The sequence below is a fragment of the Roseateles sp. P1_C1_2 genome (assembly GCF_056406535.1).
The window spans coordinates 1-18449 of sequence record NZ_JBFUAB010000003.1 but is presented as its reverse complement, the minus strand read 5'-3'; the positions used below and the strand labels follow the sequence as shown (position 1 = coordinate 18449).

The window sequence follows — 18449 nt, the reverse complement described above, 5'->3', positions numbered from 1 at the left end:
TCAGCGCGTGACCGGTCCTTCGGCCGCCGCGGCCTTCAGGTCCGCGCGGCGCGCGCCCGTGAAGCGCTTGGCCCAGTAGGAGTCGCGCATGTCCTCCACGCGCACGGCGCTGCCGGTGCGGGGGGCATGGATGAACTTGCCTTCGCCGACGTAGATGCCCACGTGGCTGAAGGTGCGCTTCATCGTGTTGAAGAACACCAGGTCGCCGGGCTTGAGTTCGCTCTGGACTATGGGCAGCAGGCTGCTGTCCTTGGCCTGCTCGTCGGCACGCCGCGGCAGCACCAGGCCCACGCTCATCTCGAAGATGTGGCGGGTGAAGCCGCTGCAGTCAAAACCGTTCTCGACCGAATTGCCGCCCCGCGTGTAGCGCACGCCGAGGAAGTTCATTGCCGACAGCACGAGGTCCGACGCGGTGTCGCGCACGCTGGCCAGCAAGCGAGATGACCCGCCATGTTCGGCGCTGGCCAGCAGGCCGCGTTCGCTGAGGAAGCGGCTGACGGCGTCTTGGGCCGTGGCGGGCTTGGTGGCGGCTGCCGGTTGTGCGGTGGCCTTGTCCGCCGCGGCCTGCTGCTGTTGCAGACTCTGGCCATAGGCGCCCGTCATGGTGCCCGGCGGCGGCGTCAACGTCGCGGCCTGGGCCACGCCCTGCGCATGCGCGGCAGCGCAACCGATGACCAGCAGGCCAGCGGCAGCAATGCGACTCAGCAGAGCGGTGGAGAAAACCAGGGGCATTCGCGAGAGAGAAACCGGGGCGGACCGCAGGCGGTCGCGATAGCGGAGTGGGACAGCGGCGCGGAGGTTAGGGGGGCACCCCGGCACCGTCAATCGAAGCGGACGTAAAGCGGGCGATTTTCAGGGCAAACCCCGGCTTGGCCGACGACGAACCCCGTAAAAACCCTGAAATTCGTCACGCCAAGGTGTTGCGAAAGGTCAGATTGTCGTCAGTGCTGCGGATTCACACTCAGCCCATGACCAAGTCCTATGCCGAATTCCACCAACGCTCGCTGACCGAGAGAGACGCTTTCTGGGGCGAGCAGGCCAAGCGCATCGATTGGCAGACGCCGCCGCAGCAGATCTGCGATGCGAGCAAGCCGCCTTTCGCTCGCTGGTTCGTCGGTGGCACGACCAACCTCTGCCACAACGCGGTGGACCGCCACGCGGCCACGCGGCCCGAGGACCGCGCGCTAATCTGGGTGTCCACCGAGGTGGGGCAGGAACTGGTCTTCAGCTTTGCCGAGTTGCAGGTGGAAGTAGAGGCGATGGCCGCGATGCTGGTGGCGCAAGGCGTGGGGCAGGGCGACCGCGTGCTGATCTATATGCCCATGATTCCCGAGGCCGCGTTCGCGATGCTGGCCTGCGCGCGCATCGGTGCCATCCACTCGGTCGTCTTCGGTGGCTTTGCGTCGGTGAGCCTGGCCAGCCGCATCGAGGACGCGACGCCGAAGCTCATCGTCAGCGCCGATGCCGGCAGCCGCGCCGGCAAGCGCATCGCCTACAAGCCGCTGCTGGACGAAGCGATCCAGTTGTCCGCGCACAAGCCAGCCAGCGTGCTGATGGTGGACCGCGGCCTCGTGCCCTTCGAGCGCATGGCGGGGCGTGACCTGGACTACGCCGAACTGCGCCGTCAGCACTGGGGCGAGCGCGTGCCCTGCGCCTGGCTGGAGTCCAACACGCCGAGCTACACGCTGTACACCAGCGGTACGACGGGAAGACCGAAGGGCGTGCAGCGCGACGTCGGCGGCTATGCGGTGGCGCTGGCGGCCAGCATGGACTGGATCTTCGGCGGCAAGCCCGGCGAGACCTATTTCTCCACCAGCGACATCGGTTGGGTCGTGGGTCACAGCTATATCGTCTATGGCCCGCTCATCCACGGCATGGCGACGCTGATGTACGAGGGCACGCCGGTCAACCCGGACGCCGCCGTGCTGTGGAGCCTGGTCGAGAAGTACCAGGTGACGGTGATGTTCAGCGCCCCCACGGCGGTGCGCGTGCTGAAGAAACATGACGCTGCGCTGTTGAAGCGCCACGACCTGTCGTCCTTGCGCGCGCTCTTCCTCGCCGGCGAACCGCTGGACGAACCCACCGCAAGTTGGATTGCCGAGGCCTTGGGCGTGCCCATCATCGACAACTACTGGCAGACCGAGACCGGCTGGCCGCTGCTGACCGTGGCCCACCACATCCCGGGTGTCGAGGCCGTGCCGACGCGGCTGGGATCGCCCGGCGTGGCCATGTATGGCTATGACGTCAAGCTGCTGGACGAGGCCACGGGCGCGACGTTGGAGGGCCCTGACCAGAAGGGTGTTCTCGCCATCGCGCACCCGCTGCCGCCGGGTACTTTGCAGACGGTCTGGCGCGATGACGAACGCTTCGTCAACACCTACTGGGGCAGCGTGCCGGATCAGCAGGTCTATTCGACCTTCGACTGGGCCACACGCGACGCCGACGGCTACACCTTCATCCTCGGCCGCACCGACGACGTCATCAACGTCGCTGGCCACAGGCTGGGCACTCGAGAAATAGAGGAATGCATCTCCGGCCATGCGGCGATCGCCGAGGTCGCCGTCGTCGGCGTGGCCGATCAGCTCAAGGGCCAGGTCGCCATCGCCTTTGCCGTGCTGCGCGACCCGGGCCAGGCAACGCTGGCCCTGGAAGGCGAGGTCATGAAGCATGTCGACAGCCAACTGGGTGCGGTGGCGCGGCCGGCGCGCGTGCACTTCGTGACGCTGTTGCCCAAGACCCGCTCCGGCAAGCTGCTGCGCCGCGCGCTGCAGGCTGTCGCCGAAGGGCGGGACCCGGGCGACCTGACGACCTTGGACGACCCCACGGCGCTCGCACAGGTAAAAACCCTGCTCCAGAAATAGGGGAGTGCCCAACGGCTGAGGCCGCGCAGGCAAAGAGAATCGCGCCCTTCCCACAAGGAGACGCGATGAAACCCGTCCTGACCACGCTCGCCGCATTGGCGCTGATCGCCACCGCGCACGCTCAACCCAAGCTGCCGGCCCCTAATTTCCCGACCTTTGGCAGCGTTGCCGACGTGCAGAACCGCTGCGACACCGGCCTCAAGGGCGCCAAGCAGCGCGTGGCGCAGCTTGAGAAGCGCAAGGTCGATGCCGGCTGGCTGGCGGCCTATGACGACCTGACCGTCTACCTCGAGGACAATCAGGGCCCCAATGACTTCGTCCTCAACGTGCACCCAACCAAGGCCGTGCGCGACGCCGCCCAGGCCTGCTCGCTGCGCTGGGCCGATTTCGGCTCCAGCCTGGGCCAGAACGAGAAGGTCTACCGCGCTTTGCAGAAGGCGCCCAAGAAGGACGGCATCGACGCCGAGCTGGTGCGCCTGGCCTCGGGCCAGTTCGAGGACAGCGGCGTGGCACTGCCCGCGGCCAAGCGTGAGCGTGCCAAGCAGATCCTGGACAAGCTGACCGAGCTCGACCAGCAGTTCAACAAGACCATCCGCGACGCCGGTACCCGCGTGGCCTTCACCGAGGCCGAGCTCAAGGGCGTGCCCGCCAGCGTGTGGGAAAAGGCCAAGCGCGACGACCAGGGCCGCATCCTGCTCGGCGTGGACTACCCGAGCTATGTGCCCGTCATGCGCAGCGCCGAGAGCGGCGAGGCGCGCCAGCGCATGTGGCTGGCCAAGACCAACGAGGGCGGCCAGTCCAACCTCGACCTGCTGGCCCAGATCGTCACGCTGCGAGGCGAATACGCCAAGCTTTTCGGCTTCGACAACTATGTCGACTTCAACCTGCGCCGCCAGATGGCCAAGGACGGTGCGACCGCGACCCGCTTCCTTGACTCGGTGACCGGTGCCGTCAATGCGCGCGAGGCCACCGAGTTGCAGGAGCTGCGCGCCGACAAGGCCAAGCATCTCGGCACGCCGCTGGAGCAGACCAAGGTCGAGCGCTGGGACGCCACCTTCTACAGCGAGYGCGTCAAGCTGCAGAAGTTCAGCGTCGACCAGAACGCCTTCCGCCCCTACTTCCCGCCCCAGGCCAGCCTGGAATTCTCGATGCACATCATCGAGAAGTTGATGGGCGTGAAGTACACGCGCATCGCCAACAAGCTCTGGCATGACGAAGCCCAGACCTATGTCGTCAGCGATGCCGCCAGCGGCAAGCCCATCTCGCAGCTGTATGTGGACCTCTATCCGCGCGACGGCAAGTACAACCACGCCGCGGTCTGGCCGCTGCGCGGAAGCGCCACGCGCATTCACCGCACGCCGGTGGCGGCCCTGGTCGTCAACTTCGACCGCAACGGCCTGACGCTGGACGAGGTCGAGACCCTGCTGCACGAGTTGGGCCATGCGGTGCACGTGGACCTGTCCAACACCCGCTATGCGGCCACCGCCGGTACGTCGGTCATGCACGACTTCGTCGAGGCACCGTCGCAGATGCTGGAGGACTGGGTCTATGACAAGAAGGTGCTCAAGCTGATGCAGGAGGTCTGCCCGACGTGCAAGCCGGTGCCGGACGCGATGGTGGACCAGGCCCAGGCCGCCAAGCATTACGGCAAGGGTGGCCAGTTCGGCCGCCAGCATCTGTATGCCAGCTATGACATCACGCTGCACCAGCAGCCTAGGCCCGAGCCGATGCCGCTGTGGGCCAAGATGGAAGGCGCCACGCCGCTGGGCCATGTGCCCGGCACGATGTTCCCGGCTGGCTTCGCCCACATCGCCGGCGGCTATGGCGCGGGCTACTACGGCTATCTGTGGAGCCTCGTCGTCGCCATGGACCTGCGCACCGCGTTTTCGGCCGACAAGCTGAGCCCGGACGTCGGCAAGCGCTATCGCGACCTCGTGCTGGGCCAGGGCGCGCAGAAGCCCGCGCCTGAGCTGGTCAAGGACTTCCTGGGCCGCGAGTCCAACTCGCAGGCTTTCTTCGACTACCTGAAGAAGTAATCAGGCGCAGCCACCGCCCGAGCCACAGCTGTGGCTCGCGGCGGCTTCAGTCGCCGTCTCACGGCATTCACCCGTCACCGGGTCGAAGCCGCGCTGCTCCATCGTGAAGACCAGGGCCGCGTCCATCATCTCGGCGTGCTGGGGGAACCAGCCCGCCAGCTCGGTGCGCAGGATGTTCAGCGGCTCGCGGTCGTTGAGCTCGTTGGCGTAGCGTAGCGCTTCGCGCATCACGTTCAGCACCATGGCGTGCTGGCTGGCGTGGCAGTTCTGCGCCTCGAAGCCGCAGCGCGCCATCCAGTCCTCTTCCATCGCGAAATGGGCTTCGGTGTGGGCGAGCAGCGCCTGGTAGGCGGGCAGGGCGTCCACGCCGCCGTCCAAGGCCGCGCCGAAGTCATTCAGCAGTCCGACGAACTCTTCGTGGGTCGTGTCCAGCGTCGGCTGGTTCAGCACCAGCTTGTCGCTCCATGCCAGCGTGCTCATGCCAAGCGCGTCCGATGGCGGGCGACCTGGGCGCGCACCTGGGCCGGCGCCGTGCCACCCAGCACATTGCGCGCGTTCAGCGAGCCTTCCAGCGACAGCACGTCGAACACATCGGCCTCGATGCGGGCATCGAAGGCCTTCAGCTCGTCGAGCGTCAGCGCGGCCAGGTCCACGCCCTTGGCCGTTGCCGTCTTCACCGCATGGGCCACGACCTCGTGGGCATCGCGGAAAGCCACGCCCTTCTTGACGAGGTAGTCGGCCAGGTCGGTCGCCGTGGCATGGCCCTTCAGCGCCGCGGCGCGCATGGCTTCGGGCTTGGCCGTCAGGCCGGCCAGCATGTCGGCAAAGATGCGCAGCGTGTCCTTCAAGGTGTCGACCGTGTCGAACAAGGGCTCCTTGTCCTCCTGGTTGTCCTTGTTGTAGGCCAGCGGCTGGCCCTTCATCAGCGTGACGAGGCCGACGAGATGGCCGACGACACGGCCGGTCTTACCGCGCGCCAGTTCGGGCACGTCGGGGTTCTTCTTCTGCGGCATGATCGACGAGCCGGTGCAGAAGGCATCGGGCAGGGCGATGAAGCCGAAGTTCTGGCTCATCCACAGGATCAGTTCCTCGGACAGCCGCGAGATGTGCAGCATCACCAGCGAAGCCGCCGCCGTGAACTCGATGGCGAAATCGCGGTCGCTGACGGCGTCCAGGCTGTTCTGGCATACGCCTTCCATGCCCAGGGTCCTGGCCACGCGTTCGCGGTCCAGCGGGTAGCTGGTGCCGGCCAGGGCCGCGGCGCCCAGCGGCAGGCGGTTGACGCGGCTGCGGGTGTCGGCCATGCGCTCGGCATCGCGGGCGAACATCTCGACATAGGCCAGCAGGTGGTGGCCGAAGCTGACCGGCTGGGCCACCTGCAGGTGGGTGAAGCCCGGCAGGATGACGTCGGCATGCGCGCCGGCCTTCTCGACCATGACGCGCTGCAGGGCGACCAGCAGCCCGACGATCTCGTCGATCTCGCCGCGCAGCCACAGGCGCACGTCGGTGGCGACCTGGTCGTTGCGGCTGCGGCCGGTGTGCAGGCGCTTGCCGGCGATGCCGACGCGCTCGGTCAGGCGGGCCTCGATGTTGAGGTGCACATCCTCCAGGTCCAGCTTCCATTCGAACTGGCCGGCCTCGATCTCGGCGGCGATCTCGTTCAGGCCGCGTTCGATGGCGCCGTGGTCCTCGGTGCTCAGGATGCCCTGGGCGGTCAGCATCTCGGCATGGGCCAGGCTGCCCGTGATGTCGGCGCGCCACAGGCGCTGGTCGAAGCCGACGCTGGCCGTGTAGCGCTTGACCAGGTCGCTCATCGGTTCGGAGAAGAGAGCGGACCAGGCTTGGGATTTGTTGGCGAGTTGGTTGTCTGACATGGGGCCGGCGGTGGAAATCAGCGCGCAAAATGCACGCGCAGCCCGGGATTATCGAGCCCCTCGTCCAAGGAGTACCTTGGCCGGTCCCCCGAGGGGACGACGATGCTTGCGGCATTGAGCCGCAAGCACATCGCCCAAGGCGGGCCGGCTAGGGAGCGGCCCGGCGCTCGGCCCGCAGTTTGAAGCGTCTAATTCATAACGCCATGCCCTTCTTCAAGCGCCGCGCACCAGCGCACCACAGCGTCTGGCACGAGTCCATGCAGCTCAGCCAGTGGCTGGGCTTCGCGGCCACTGAACTGCCGGAACTGCCCGAACTCAACAAGGCGCCGCTGCTGGACCCGACGCGCGCCTTTGACGTCTGTCATGTCGGCCTCGTGCTGCGCGCCGTGCTCGGCGTGCAGCTGCTGCTGGCCCTTGGCGTGGCCGTCGTCGCGCGCGACGCCACGCAGTGGCTGACGCTGACGGCCAACGGGACGGTGGTGACCATGTTCGCCGTGCTGTCCTGGCTGCTCATCGTCTGCGCGGCCAAGCGCCTGTGGCCGCGCCTGCCCGAGCCGGTGCAGTGGGTGTCGCTGATGCTGCTGGGTGTTGTCAGCGCGCTGGCGGGCTTTGGCCTGCTGAGCCTGACGAGCGAGGAACCGGCCACCACCTGGCGCATTGCCAGCGTTGCCGCCTGCGGTGCCAGCGGTGCGGCCCTGCTGCTGGCCTGGCTCAAGCTGCGCGAGCACACCCAGCGCCCGGCGGACGCCCTGGCCCAGCTCGTCGAACTGCAGTCGCGCATCCGCCCCCACTTCCTGTTCAACACCCTGAACAGTGCCATCGCCCTGGTGCAGATCGACCCGGCGCGCGCCGAAAGCGTGCTGGAGGACCTGGCCGAGCTCTTTCGCGTCGCCCTGGCCGATGCCAGCGCCTCGGTCACGCTGGCCGAGGAGGTCGAGCTGGCGCGCCGCTATCTGGCCATCGAGCAGATCCGCTTCGGCAAGCGCCTGCGCATCGTCTGGCATCTGGACCCCGAGGCGAACGATGTCCGCGTGCCGCCGCTGCTGCTGCAGCCGCTGGTCGAGAACGCCGTGCGCCATGGCGTCGAGCCCAATGACGAGGGCGGCGAGCTGGAGGTCAGCACGCTGCGCCGCGGCGCCGAGGTGGAGATCCGCATCGTCAACACCGTCGGTGCGCCGGCCCGCGTCGCCGGCCATGGTCTGGCCCTGCGCAATGTGCGCCAGCGTCTGAAGCTGATGCACGACGTCGCGGCGCGCTTCGACATCGAATCCAGCGAGAAGCGGTTCGCGCTGCATATCCTCGTGCCCCTATGACCACAGCCCTGCGCGTCCTTCTCGTCGACGACGAACCCCTGGCCCGGCTGCGTCTGCGTGGCCTGGTCGATGCCATCCCGGAGCCGCGCTGCGAGGTCGTCGCCGAGGCCGCCACCGGCTCCCAGGCGGCGACCTGGCTGCGCGATCACGGCTGCGACATCGTGCTGCTGGACGTGCAGATGCCCGGCGCCGACGGCCTGCAGCTCGCCGACAGCCTGGCCCAGCGCCAGGCCGACCAGCCCGGCCTGCCGGCGCCACTGATCATCTTCGTGACGGCACACGCTGTGCATGCGCTGCGCGCCTTCGAACTCGACGCCCTCGACTACCTGACCAAGCCCGTGCGCCGCGAGCGCCTGCAGGCGGCCCTGGCCCGTGCCGCCCAGCGCATGGCCGAGCGCGGTGCGGCCCAGGCCCAGCAACCCCTGGAGACACCCAGCGCGCCCGACACGGCCGACTTCGTCACGCTGACCGACCGGGGCCGCCTGCTGCGCGTGCCGATCGCGGAGGTGCTGTATTTCAAGGCCGAGCTGAAATACCTGACGCTTCGCACCGCGAGCGATAGCCATGTGATGGACGGGGCCCTGTCCGACCTTGAACAACGCTTCGGCGAGCGCTTCCTGCGCGTGCACCGCAATGCGCTGGTGGCCCGCTGGGCCGTGCGCGAACTCGAACGCCACGCRCCGACCTCCTTCGGCGAGCTGGACGGGGCCGAGTCCGCCGAGGTGGCCGACAGCTGGGCGGTGCGCATCGTCCATGTCGACGAATGGCTGGCCGTGTCGCGCCGCCAGGTGGCGGCCGTGCGGGAAGCCTTGGCGGGGCAGAAGAGTTGATGCGAGGCGCGCTGCGGCTGCTGCGCTGGTGGCCACTGGGCGTGGTGCTGGCGGCGGCCAGCAGCGGCGCCCAGCTGGCTGAACGCTGCGCGCAGCTGCCCGCCCAGGCGCAGGCCAAGCCCGCGCCGGCCGCAGTCGCCCTCTTGCAGGCGCGCCGCGACGAGCGCTCCCTGGCCCTGGCCGACTATCTGCTCGCTGCCGCGGGGACCGCACAGGCCAGCGCGGCGCGTGCCCGCCTGCAGGACCGCGCCCGCTCCTCCACCGACCCGATGCTGACGGTGATGGCCCTGCACATGCCCTGCCTGCAGCCGGGCTGCCGCAATATCGAAGCCTCGCAGTGGTCGCGGCTGGAGCCGGAAAACCTGCTGGCCTGGCTGACCCTGCCGGCCAAGGGAGTGGCGGACGGGCGCTATCTGCTGGATGAAATCGCCAGGCATGTGCGCTATTCGCGCAACTACCAGCAGGAGGCCGCGGCGCTGCTGAGCGAATTGCCGCCGAGCGGGCTGGAGCTGCGCCAGCCCTGGGGTGTGCTCAATCTCCGTGCGCTGGCCGGCAGTTGCCGTGGTGTGACTGACACCACCACGGCCGAGCGCTGCGAGGCCGTGGCGGAACTGCTCTGGGCCGACGGTGGCGCCACCGAAAGGCTGGTCGCCCTGGTCCTTGCCCGACCCGCTCGTGATTTGCTGCCGCAGCGCCGCGCCGTCTGGGGACCGCGGTTGCAGGAGCTGCAGCCGGTGCTGCGGGCCGGGGTGAAGGCGCGGCCAACGCGGGCGCGCCTCTGCGAGGCCATCGCGCTGACCCGTTCGGGCGAAAGCGCAGCGCTCAGCGACGCCGAGCGCGTGCGCATGCTGGAGGAGACCGCCGATCTGCGCTTCTGGGAGCTGGATCTGCGGTCGCGAGCCGCTGCGATGAGGACGCCGCCTTGAGCAAAGGCTGGCGCTGGGTGGGCTTGAGTTTGCTGCTGGTGGCCGTGGGCGCGTTTGTGCTGCGCGCGCCGGGAGATCAGCCGGAACAGCCGGCGGCGGTGCCGGTCTCCGCGCCGCAGGCCAGTGCGGCTTCGCAGGCGGCCAGTGGCACGGAAAAACTCGTGTTGGCCCAGGCTGCATCGGCTGCTGCGTCAGGTGCGCTGCAGGCCGGGCGGGCGGACGAGGCGATCGACATCTGCGGCGTCGGGCGGGTGACCCGGCAGCAGGTCGAAAACCCGAACCTGATCGAGCGGGGCCAGTTGATGGCAAAGCTCTACCTGCTGGATCGCCGCAAGGACGCGGCCAAGAGCCAGCTGTCCGCGCGGCTGGCCGCGGGGTCGGACAGGGAGCAGGTGGCGGCCCGGCTGCTGATGGACGATCCGGAGGGCGGTGCGCTGATCGCCCAACGCACCACGGACGCGGCGGCCTATCGCCTGGCGCTGCAGGGCTGCGGCAAGACGTCCGAGGCGCCCAGTTGCCGCGGTCTGACGGTCCAGGCCTGGGCGCGTCTCGATCCGGAAGACGCCAGGCCCTGGTTGCAGTTGATGGCCGAGGCAGCGAACCGGCGCGATGACGCGGCGGCGGCGCAGGCGCTGGAGCAGGTGCTGCAGCGGCACAAGCGCAGCTCGACCCGCACCCTGGCGCCGGTGGTGGTGGGCGCTCATGCCAGCGTCGATGATGCGGTCGGCCTGGGCCTGGCCACCGTGGAGGTCATCGGCCGCGAGGCGGCGTTCCTGGACATGTCCGGCCCGAGCTTTCGCTACTGCAGCGTCGAAGCCGTCAAGGAACCGGCGCGTCGGGCGCGCTGCGAGAGTCTGGCGCTGTGGCAGTTCAAGCACGCCGACAGTGTGTTGGACGGCATGATGGCTGTCGCCGTGGCGGACCGCGTCGGCCTGCCCGCGGAGCAACGGCCCTACACCCGGCAGCAGTTGAACGACGGTCTGCGGCGCTTGGCCGACGACGCCCTGCATGTCGCCAGCCTCGACTGCGCCGGCCTGGCGCGCACGGCGGACTGGTCGGTGAAGCAGATGCAGGGCAATGAGCTCCAGCAGGCCCTTCGGGCCGTCGCGCCGCGCTGAGTCAGGCCGAAGGCACCTGCTGCATCGCGGCCAGGCTGTCCAGCACCAGCGCATTGACCCGCCCTGCCTCCGCGATCGGCGCCATGTGCCCCGCGCCTTCCAGCATCTGCAGCTTCACCAGCGGCAGCCGCACCGACAGGCTCTGGGCGACGCGGCGGGCACTGGCGCGGGTGGCCGTGCCGCAGATCAACTGCACCGGCATGCGCAGCAGGTCCAGCAGGCTGTCGCTCCATTGCGCGGCGAACAGGGCCTCGAAGTGGCGGCGCACGGTGGGCATGGCCTCGGCCAGGCGCATGTGCTGCGCGAAATCCATCTCCGGCCAGACGTCCCGGCCCTGCCAGTAGGCGCAGAAGCCGCGCGCGGCGCCGAAGTCGTTGCCGTGATCCAGGGCGTCGCCCAGTGCCGCAGCGACTTCGCGGATCTCTTCCCATTCCGGCTCGTTGGGCCCCAGCGCCGGAAGCACGCCGAAGGCGACGGGTTCGTACAGCGTCAGCGACAGCACGCGCTGCGGTTGTTGCAAAGCCATCTGCAGCGCGACGGCACCGCCGTAGCTGTGGCCGACGAGGTGGAAGCCTTCTGAGGCGTTGAAGGGCAGGCCGGCCAGCACGCCGTTGGCTTCAACGGACAGCTGGCTGGGCATCAGCTCGGGCCAGTCGGGACGGCCGCCGTGGCCATAGAGGTCGGGGGTGTGCCATTGCCAGCTGTCGCCACCGTCGGCCGCCAGGCGGCGCCATTGGCGGCCGCTGGCGGCGCTGGAGTGCAGGCAGACGACGGGGGTGGCGGTGTGGGGCATGGGCGTCTTTCGGGTGTGTGCCGGCCATCCTCCGGGGCCTGCGTTTCAAGCGGACTGCAGCGCACCTCCTGTTTGTTTCAATCGTTTCAGGCTGGGCTGCGGTCTGTCGGGCCGGATCATTGCGGTGCGGGCAACTGCGAGGCGGGGAAGATTCACGCGGCCACCCAGATGAGGGTGACCTGTAGGCCGCGACCTACCAGCGACCGGGCCGCAAACCGACGCTTCAACATGCTCCGCCCCCCTAGGCTGAGGATTCATTCATATTCAGGAGCGCCGCATGAAGCACTCGATGCAAATCTCGGCCACGGCTCTGGCCTGTGCGCTGGTGGCCGGTTCGCCGTTCTGGGCCGCACCCGCCGAGGCGCAGCAGCGCAGCAACCGCACGGCCTACGCACCGCTGCGTGTCACCAGTTTCGACGTCGAACAGGTGGATCGCCTGGAGCCGGGTGCGGAGCTGAACTTCACCGTCTGGGGCACGCCGGGGGCGGCGGTACTGCTGCAGATCGACGGCAGCCGGCGCACGGTGCGGCTGGACGAGACCAGCGCGGGCCGCTACCAGGGCAGCTACATCATCAGCCGCTCGGACCGCATCGGGCCGGACGCCCGCGTGCATGCCAATCTGCGCCGCGACAACCGTGTCGCGACGGCCCTGCTGGGCGAGGCCCTGCAGGTTGGTTGGGCAGCGCCCGGGCAGGCGGCCGTGCTGCCGGAGATCCAGTCGGCCGGCGTCGTGCGCGAGCGCGGCCGCGTCGAGGCGCTGCGCTACACGGTGCGCGGCACGCCCGGCGGCCAGGCCTCGGTGCTGCTGCAGGGCAGCGAGGTGCGCAACATCATCCTCGAGGAAGTGCGCCCCGGTGAATATGCCGGGACCTATGTGCTGCCGCGTGGCGCCTGGGTGGATACCGAGCGCCCCCTGACCGCCCAGTTGCGCCTGGGTGACCGCACCGTGCGCAGCAGCGTGCCCAATGCCTATGCGGGCCTGAATGTGCCGTCCCGCCGCGCCGACGTGGCCTGCTATGACTGCGCCACCGTGCAGTCCGTGAATGCCGTGCAGGTCGACGGTGACGGCCGCGTGCTCGGCACCGTGGCCGGCGGCGTGCTGGGCGCGGTCGTGGGCAGCCAGTTCGGCAAGGGCGATGGCCGCACCGCGGCTGGCGTGGCCGGCGCTGTGGGCGGTGCCTTGCTGGGCCGCGAGATCCAGAAGCGCCACAACGAGCGCACGCAGTACGAGGTGCTGGTGCGCATGAACGACGGCCAGCAGCGCACGGTGGTCTATGCCGACCCGCCGCCCTTCCGCGCCGGTGACACGGTGCGCGTCGTAGGCGACACGCTGGCGGCCTACCAGCGCTAGCGCCTCAGTCGGGCGAGGGTCCCTCCGCGATGACGCGGTTGCGGCCCTCGGCCTTGGCGCGGTAGAGGGCGGCGTCCGCGGCGGCGAAGAGCTGGTCCAGCGGGCGCTCGCTGTTCATGGCCGCGACGCCGAAGCTGGCGGTGATGTTCAGGCCGTCCCCGAAGTCCTGCTCGGCCACCAGCGCGCGCAGCTTCTCGGCGATGGCCAGGGCCTGGTTCAGGCCGGTGTCGCGGCAGACCAGCAGGAATTCCTCGCCGCCCCAGCGGCCCAGCAGGTCCTGGCCGCGCACATGGGTGCGCACGAGTTCGGCCAGGCGGCTGAGCACACGGTCGCCGGCCTGATGGCCACGGGTGTCATTGACGGCCTTGAAGTGGTCGATGTCGATGAGCACCAGGCCCAGCGGGTGGTGATGCTCCCGCCAGTCGGCCACGGCCTGCTGCAGCACCTCCTCCAGCCCCTTGCGGTTGAAGGCGCCGGTCAGCGCGTCGGTCGTGGCGATCTGCACCAGCTCTTCGCTGCGCGTCTGCAGGCGCACCAGCCGTATCAGCAGATAGAGCAGGGCCAGGCCCAGCCAGATGCTCATGATGACGAGGTACCAGTGCTCGGTGGACAGGGATTGCACGTCGTACTCGACGCGTCTGAGCACGAAGCGGTAGTCGCCCATCGGTGCTTCGGTGCCGGTCGTCACCTCCAGCGTGATGACGTTGTCGAACTCGGGCCGGCCCAGATGCGGTGCGATGTGGTACTGCTGCATCCACCAGTTGGCGACGACGAAGTTGCGCAGGTCCAGCTCGACCACGCCGCCCTGGATGGAAGCGGCGTTGACCTCGATGTGGTTGTACTTGGCGGCGTCTTCCAGGTTCTGCGGGATGCCATAGGCCGGGCTGGCATTGCGCAACTGGATCTTGACCGTGCTGGCGGGGCCTTCGTAGTCCAGCCACAGGCGCATGCGGCGCACCTCGCTGAGGTCGACGCCCTTGACGAGCTGGGGGTCGAAGCGCAGCGCCAGGCCGCAATAGGGATAGCGGAAGCGCTCATGCAGCGTGCACAGCAGCTCGAAGCCGCCCTTGCCAGGGCCACGGCTGACCTCCGTGTTGCCGCCATTGCGCTGGTCGGACATCGGCTCCACGCGCACGGGCGCGTCCGGCGTGATGACCCTCACCTGCTGCAGCAGCGCGTCTGAGAACCGGATCGCCGCCACGCTGAGCAGCAACAGCAGCAGCAGGCTGTACTCGGAACGCCACTTGAACCCCATGCTGCAATTGTTTGCGCTACCGCAGCCGCTGCGGCAGCCGGGGGAACCCGGGCGATGGGGTCAGGGCGTGCGCTTTAACCGGTATTGCGCAGGCCCGCGGCGATGCCGTTGATGGACAGGTGGATGCCGCGCTGCACGCGCTCCATGGCCGGGTCGTCCGCCAGCGTGCGGCGGTAGCGGCGCATCAGCTCGACCTGCAGGTGGTTGAGCGGGTCGATGTAGGGGAAGCGGTGCTCGATGGAGCGCGCCAGCGACGGGTTGGCCGCCAGCCGCTTGTCGTCGCCGGTGATGAGGCTGAGTGCCGCCTGGGTGCGCTCGAACTCCTCGCGGATGGCCGCGAAGATGCGCTTGCCCAGCTTCTTGTCCTCCACCAGCTCGACATAGCGCTCGGCCAGTGCCAGGTCGGCCTTGGCCAGCACCATGTCGAGGTTGGACAGCACGGCGCGGAAGAAGGGCCAGCCCTTCAGCATGCGCTTGAGCAGGGCCAGGTTCTTGGCGCGCTGGCCCGGCTCTTCGCCGAGGAAGGCCTCGACGCCGGAGCCGAAGCCACACCAGCCCGGCAGGGCCACGCGGGCCTGGCCCCAGGAGAAGCCCCAGGGGATGGCGCGCAGGTCCTCGATGGCGCGCGTGGCCTTGCGCGAGGCCGGGCGCGAGCCGATGTTGAGCTCGGCGATCTCGCGGATGGGCGTGGAGGCGAAGAAGTAGTCGGCAAAGCCGGGCGTGCCGTAGACCAGGCCGCGGTAGGCCGCGAAGCTCGCGTCAGACAGCGCCTGGGCCGCCTGCAGAAAGCCCTTGGGGGCGCTCTGCGTCGGGTGCAGCAGCGTGGCCTCCAGCGTGGCCGCCACCAGCGTCTCCAGGTTGCGCCGGCCGATCTCCGGGTGGGCGTATTTGGAGGCGATGACTTCGCCCTGTTCGGTCAGGCGGATCTGGCCGTTCACGGTGCCGGGGGGCTGGGCCAGGATGGCCTGGTAGCTCGGGCCGCCGCCACGGCCGACGGTGCCGCCGCGGCCGTGGAAGAGGCGCAGCGTGATGGGGCCGACGCGCTTCAATTCGTCGAACAGCTCGACCAGCGCGATCTCGGCGCGGTAGAGCTCCCAGGACGAGGTGAACATGCCGCCGTCCTTGTTGCTGTCCGAGTAGCCCAGCATGATGTCCTGCTCGCCGCCCGAGCGGTCCACCAGGCCGCGCACGCCGGGCAGGGCGTAGAACTCGCGCATGATGTCCGGCGCCACGCGCAGGTCGCCGATGGTCTCGAACAGCGGCACGATGATGAGGTCGCTGCTCGCATAGCCGTCCAGCGTGCCGCGCAGCAGGCCGGTCTCCTTCAGCAGCAGGGCCACTTCCAGCAGGTCGCTGACCGACTCGGTGTGCGAAATGATGTAGTGGCGCAGCGCCTCGCGGCCGAAGCGGGCCAGGGCCTCGCGGGCGGCCTCGAAGGTGGCGAGCTCGAACTGGGCCTTGTCGGTGTAGCTGGCGCCGATGACGCGCAGCGGACGGGCGTCGTTCAGCAGCTTCAGCAGCAGCTCGCGCTTGGCGGCCTCGTCGAGAGCTGAGTAGTCGTTCTCGATGCGGGCCGTGGCCAGCAGCTCGGCCAGCACCGCCTCGTGCTGGTCGCTGCTCTGGCGCAGGTCCATCGTCGCGAGGTGGAAGCCGAAAACCTGCACGGCGCGCATCAGCGGTGCCAGGCGCGGCGCGATCAGCGCCTCGGCATGGTGGGTCTTCAGCGAGGCCTCGATGGTGCGCAGGTCGGCCAGCAGCTCTTCGGGCGAACGGTAGGGGTCCTGGGGCGCGACGGCATGGCGCAGCGCCTCGGTGCCGGTCAGCGTGTGCAGGGTGGCCGCCAGGCGGGCATACATGCCGGTCAGCGCACGCCGGTAGGGCTCGTCCATGCGGTGGGCGTTCTGGTCGGGGCTGCGCTCGGCCAGGGCCTGCATCTGCGGCGACACGCCGGTCAGGCGCAGCGAGATGGACAGCTCGGCACCCAGCTCATGCAGTTCGGTCAGGTAGTGGCGCAGGGCCACCTCGCCCTGGCGCTGCATGGCGCGCTTCAGCGTCGCGGCGCCGACATTGGGGTTGCCATCGCGGTCGCCGCCTATCCAGTGGCCCATGCGCAGGAAGCTCGGCAGCTGTTCGCCGGGCAGATGCTCCTCGAGCTCGGCATAGAGCTTGGGAATCTGGCGCAGGAAGGTCGACTGGTAGTAGGACAGCGCGTTCTCGATCTCGTCGGCCACCGTCAGCTTGGAGTAGCGCAGCATGCGCGTCTGCCAGAGCTGGGTGATGCGGGCGCGCAGCAGGCTCTCGGTGTCGCGCAGCTCGCGCTCCGTGCCTGCACGGTCGCGCGCTTCCAGCAGGCCGGCTACGGCGCGCTCGGCATCCAGGATGCTCTTGCGCTGCACTTCGGTCGGGTGGGCCGTCAGCACCGGCGAGATGAAGCCGCGCTTGAGCACCTCGGCGATCTCGGTCGGGCGGATGCCGGCCTCGTGCAGATGCTCCAGGCAGTAGGCCAGCGAGCCGGGCTGCAGGCTGCCGGCGCGCTCATGCACGTCGCGGCGGCGGATGTGGTGGCGGTCCTCGGCGATGTTGGCCAAGTGCGAGAAATAGCTGAAGGCGCGGATGACGCTGACGGCCTGCTCGCCCGACAGGCCCTTGAGCAGCTTGTCGAAGCGCTTGCCAGCCTCCTTGTCGTGCTTGTGACGATAGGCCACGGCCAGCTGGCGGATACGCTCGACCAGCTCATAGGCCTCGCGGCCCTCCTGCTCGCGGATGACGTCGCCGAGGATGCGCCCGAGCAGCCGGATGTCGGCCACCAGGGGTTCGTTCTTGTCGGCTTCGGTGCGGGCGGAGGCGGCTCGTGGAGGCATGGCGGGTCGTCCGAGAAGAAATTGCTATAGGAGAAGTAACCAAGTTACTTCTCCTTAACTCTAGCAGTTTCTTCTGCGGAACGGAGCCCCGCTACTGCGCGGCCGGTGCTGTCGTGAAGCCGTCGCTGAGCGTGCGCAGGAAGGCGACGACGTCGCTCACATCCTGGGCCGTGAGCGCCGGCGGCTGGCCCGCGCGGCGGAACGGTGCGCCTTGCTGCACATTGGTGCGGTAGACGGCCGGCAGGTCGTTGTAGAGCTGGACCTGGCCGTTGATGGTGGGGTACCAGCGCGCGGGATCGATGTCGCGGGTGGCGTAGAAGGCGACGACGTCTTCGAGCGTGGCGAAGCGGGCGTTGTGGAAGTACGGTCCCGTCAAAGCGACGTTGCGCAGCGTCGGCGTGCGGAACATGCCGCAGAGGTCGCGCCGGCCGGTGAGGTCGCCGCGCTGCGGGCCGCACAGGCCAAGGTCGAAGAAAGCCGGGTCGGCCGTGGCCTGGCTCTGGTTGCGTGGCACGCCGAGGGCGTGATAGCTGAAGTTGGTGAAGAGGGCGCGGTTCAGGCCTGGCTGGATTTGAGCGGGGCGGCTGTCATGGCAGCTGGCGCAGTTGCCGCGCTGTGGGTCGTTGAAGAGGTTGAGGCCGCGCTGCTCCTGGGCGGTGAAGCTGGCGCGGCCGTCCTGTACGGCGTCGAACTTGCTGGTGAAGGGGTGGAAGCTGGCGTCGTCGGCCTGGTGGCGGGCGATGGCCGTGACGGCGGCGTCGACGAGCTGGTCGTCGGTGGCCGCCGCCGGCAGGTTGGCCGCGGCGCGCAGGTCGGCGGCATAGGGCAGGGCGCGCAACTTGCTCGCCAGCGTGGCGACGTCGGCGTTGGCCATCTCGTCCGCATTGAAGAGCGGGCCGCGGGCCTGTTCGACGCGGCTGTTGGCGCGGCCGTCCCAGAACAGGCCGCCGCGCGGCCGGCCCTGGGCGTCGAAGCCAAAGGCGCCGGCCTGGTCGAGATAACGCGCGCTGGGGGAACTGCGCAGGCCCTGGTGGCTGCCATCGGCGCCGCCCATTGGCAGGAAAGTGCCAGCGGCGTCGGCATGGCCGCGGGCTTCGACGTGGCAACTGGCGCAAGCGAGCTTGCCGCTGGCCGACAGACTGGTCTCCTCGAACAGTCGGTCGCCGACCTGGGCCAGCGTCGGCGCAGGGACGGGCGCAGGGACGGGCGCAGGGACGGGCGCAGGGACGGG

Annotated in this window: 14 protein-coding genes; 7 read left to right on the top strand and 7 right to left on the bottom strand. The window is 69.1% G+C overall.

Features of this window, described 5'->3' with window-relative positions:
- A complete protein-coding gene (locus AC1D2H_RS03255; protein ID WP_477932844.1) occupies positions 1–732 on the bottom strand; it encodes a C40 family peptidase in 732 nt (243 codons plus the stop codon).
- 236 nt (positions 733–968) lie between these two features.
- Here AC1D2H_RS03255 and AC1D2H_RS03250 point away from each other — a divergent pair, with 236 nt between their 5' ends.
- Positions 969–2861, top strand: coding sequence for a propionate--CoA ligase (locus AC1D2H_RS03250; RefSeq protein WP_478009855.1), 1893 nt, complete (start codon positions 969–971; stop codon positions 2859–2861).
- 65 nt (positions 2862–2926) lie between these two features.
- Positions 2927–4897 (top strand): M3 family metallopeptidase, encoded by a 1971-nt coding sequence (locus AC1D2H_RS03245; protein WP_478009854.1) that lies wholly within the window; start codon positions 2927–2929, stop codon positions 4895–4897.
- Here the strand turns inward: AC1D2H_RS03245 and AC1D2H_RS03240 are convergent, their stop codons facing one another.
- Both AC1D2H_RS03240 and argH read right to left on the bottom strand, forming a co-directional pair.
- The gene (locus tag AC1D2H_RS03240; RefSeq protein WP_477932838.1) at positions 4898–5377 is read right to left on the bottom strand and encodes a hemerythrin domain-containing protein; all 480 of its coding nucleotides are present in this window, start codon (positions 5375–5377) and stop codon (positions 4898–4900) included.
- Entirely contained in the window at positions 5374–6771 is a 1398-nt protein-coding gene (argH, locus tag AC1D2H_RS03235) for an argininosuccinate lyase (RefSeq protein WP_478009853.1), read from the bottom strand. Before argH ends, AC1D2H_RS03240 begins: the two co-directional genes overlap by 4 nt.
- Positions 6772–6974: 203 nt before the next feature.
- Between argH and AC1D2H_RS03230 the strand changes: the two genes are divergently transcribed.
- From AC1D2H_RS03230 to AC1D2H_RS03215, 4 genes are read left to right on the top strand one after another with little or no spacing between them, the layout of a single operon-like run.
- Positions 6975–8084, top strand: a complete 1110-nt coding sequence (locus AC1D2H_RS03230) for a sensor histidine kinase (protein ID WP_477932834.1) — start codon at positions 6975–6977, stop codon at positions 8082–8084.
- On the top strand, positions 8081–8914 hold the full coding sequence (locus AC1D2H_RS03225; RefSeq protein ID WP_477932832.1) for a LytR/AlgR family response regulator transcription factor: 834 nt from the start codon (positions 8081–8083) through the stop codon (positions 8912–8914). Before AC1D2H_RS03230 ends, AC1D2H_RS03225 begins: the two co-directional genes overlap by 4 nt.
- Entirely contained in the window at positions 8914–9840 is a 927-nt protein-coding gene (locus AC1D2H_RS03220; protein ID WP_478009852.1) for a hypothetical protein, read from the top strand. Before AC1D2H_RS03225 ends, AC1D2H_RS03220 begins: the two co-directional genes overlap by 1 nt.
- The gene (locus AC1D2H_RS03215; RefSeq protein WP_478009851.1) at positions 9837–10958 is read left to right on the top strand and encodes a hypothetical protein; all 1122 of its coding nucleotides are present in this window, start codon (positions 9837–9839) and stop codon (positions 10956–10958) included. The genes AC1D2H_RS03220 and AC1D2H_RS03215 overlap by 4 nt, the downstream gene beginning before the upstream one ends.
- Before the next feature lies 1 nt (position 10959).
- Here AC1D2H_RS03215 and AC1D2H_RS03210 read toward each other — a convergent pair whose 3' ends face one another.
- Positions 10960–11751, bottom strand: coding sequence for an alpha/beta fold hydrolase (locus AC1D2H_RS03210; RefSeq protein ID WP_478009850.1), 792 nt, complete (start codon positions 11749–11751; stop codon positions 10960–10962).
- 277 nt (positions 11752–12028) lie between these two features.
- On the opposite strand from AC1D2H_RS03210, the gene AC1D2H_RS03205 reads away from it, so the two are divergent.
- A complete protein-coding gene (locus AC1D2H_RS03205; RefSeq protein ID WP_477932824.1) occupies positions 12029–13102 on the top strand; it encodes an outer membrane lipoprotein in 1074 nt (357 codons plus the stop codon).
- Positions 13103–13106: 4 nt separating this feature from the next.
- Here AC1D2H_RS03205 and AC1D2H_RS03200 read toward each other — a convergent pair whose 3' ends face one another.
- The 3 genes from AC1D2H_RS03200 to AC1D2H_RS03190 all read right to left on the bottom strand — a co-directional run.
- Positions 13107–14357, bottom strand: a complete 1251-nt coding sequence (locus AC1D2H_RS03200) for a GGDEF domain-containing protein (protein ID WP_478009849.1) — start codon at positions 14355–14357, stop codon at positions 13107–13109.
- Between the two features lie 74 nt (positions 14358–14431).
- Entirely contained in the window at positions 14432–17218 is a 2787-nt protein-coding gene (gene ppc / locus AC1D2H_RS03195) for a phosphoenolpyruvate carboxylase (protein ID WP_478009848.1), read from the bottom strand.
- A 91-nt stretch (positions 17219–17309) separates the two neighbouring features.
- The coding region (locus AC1D2H_RS03190) for a cytochrome-c peroxidase (protein WP_478009847.1) at positions 17310–18449 on the bottom strand (1140 nt) is incomplete at its 5' end.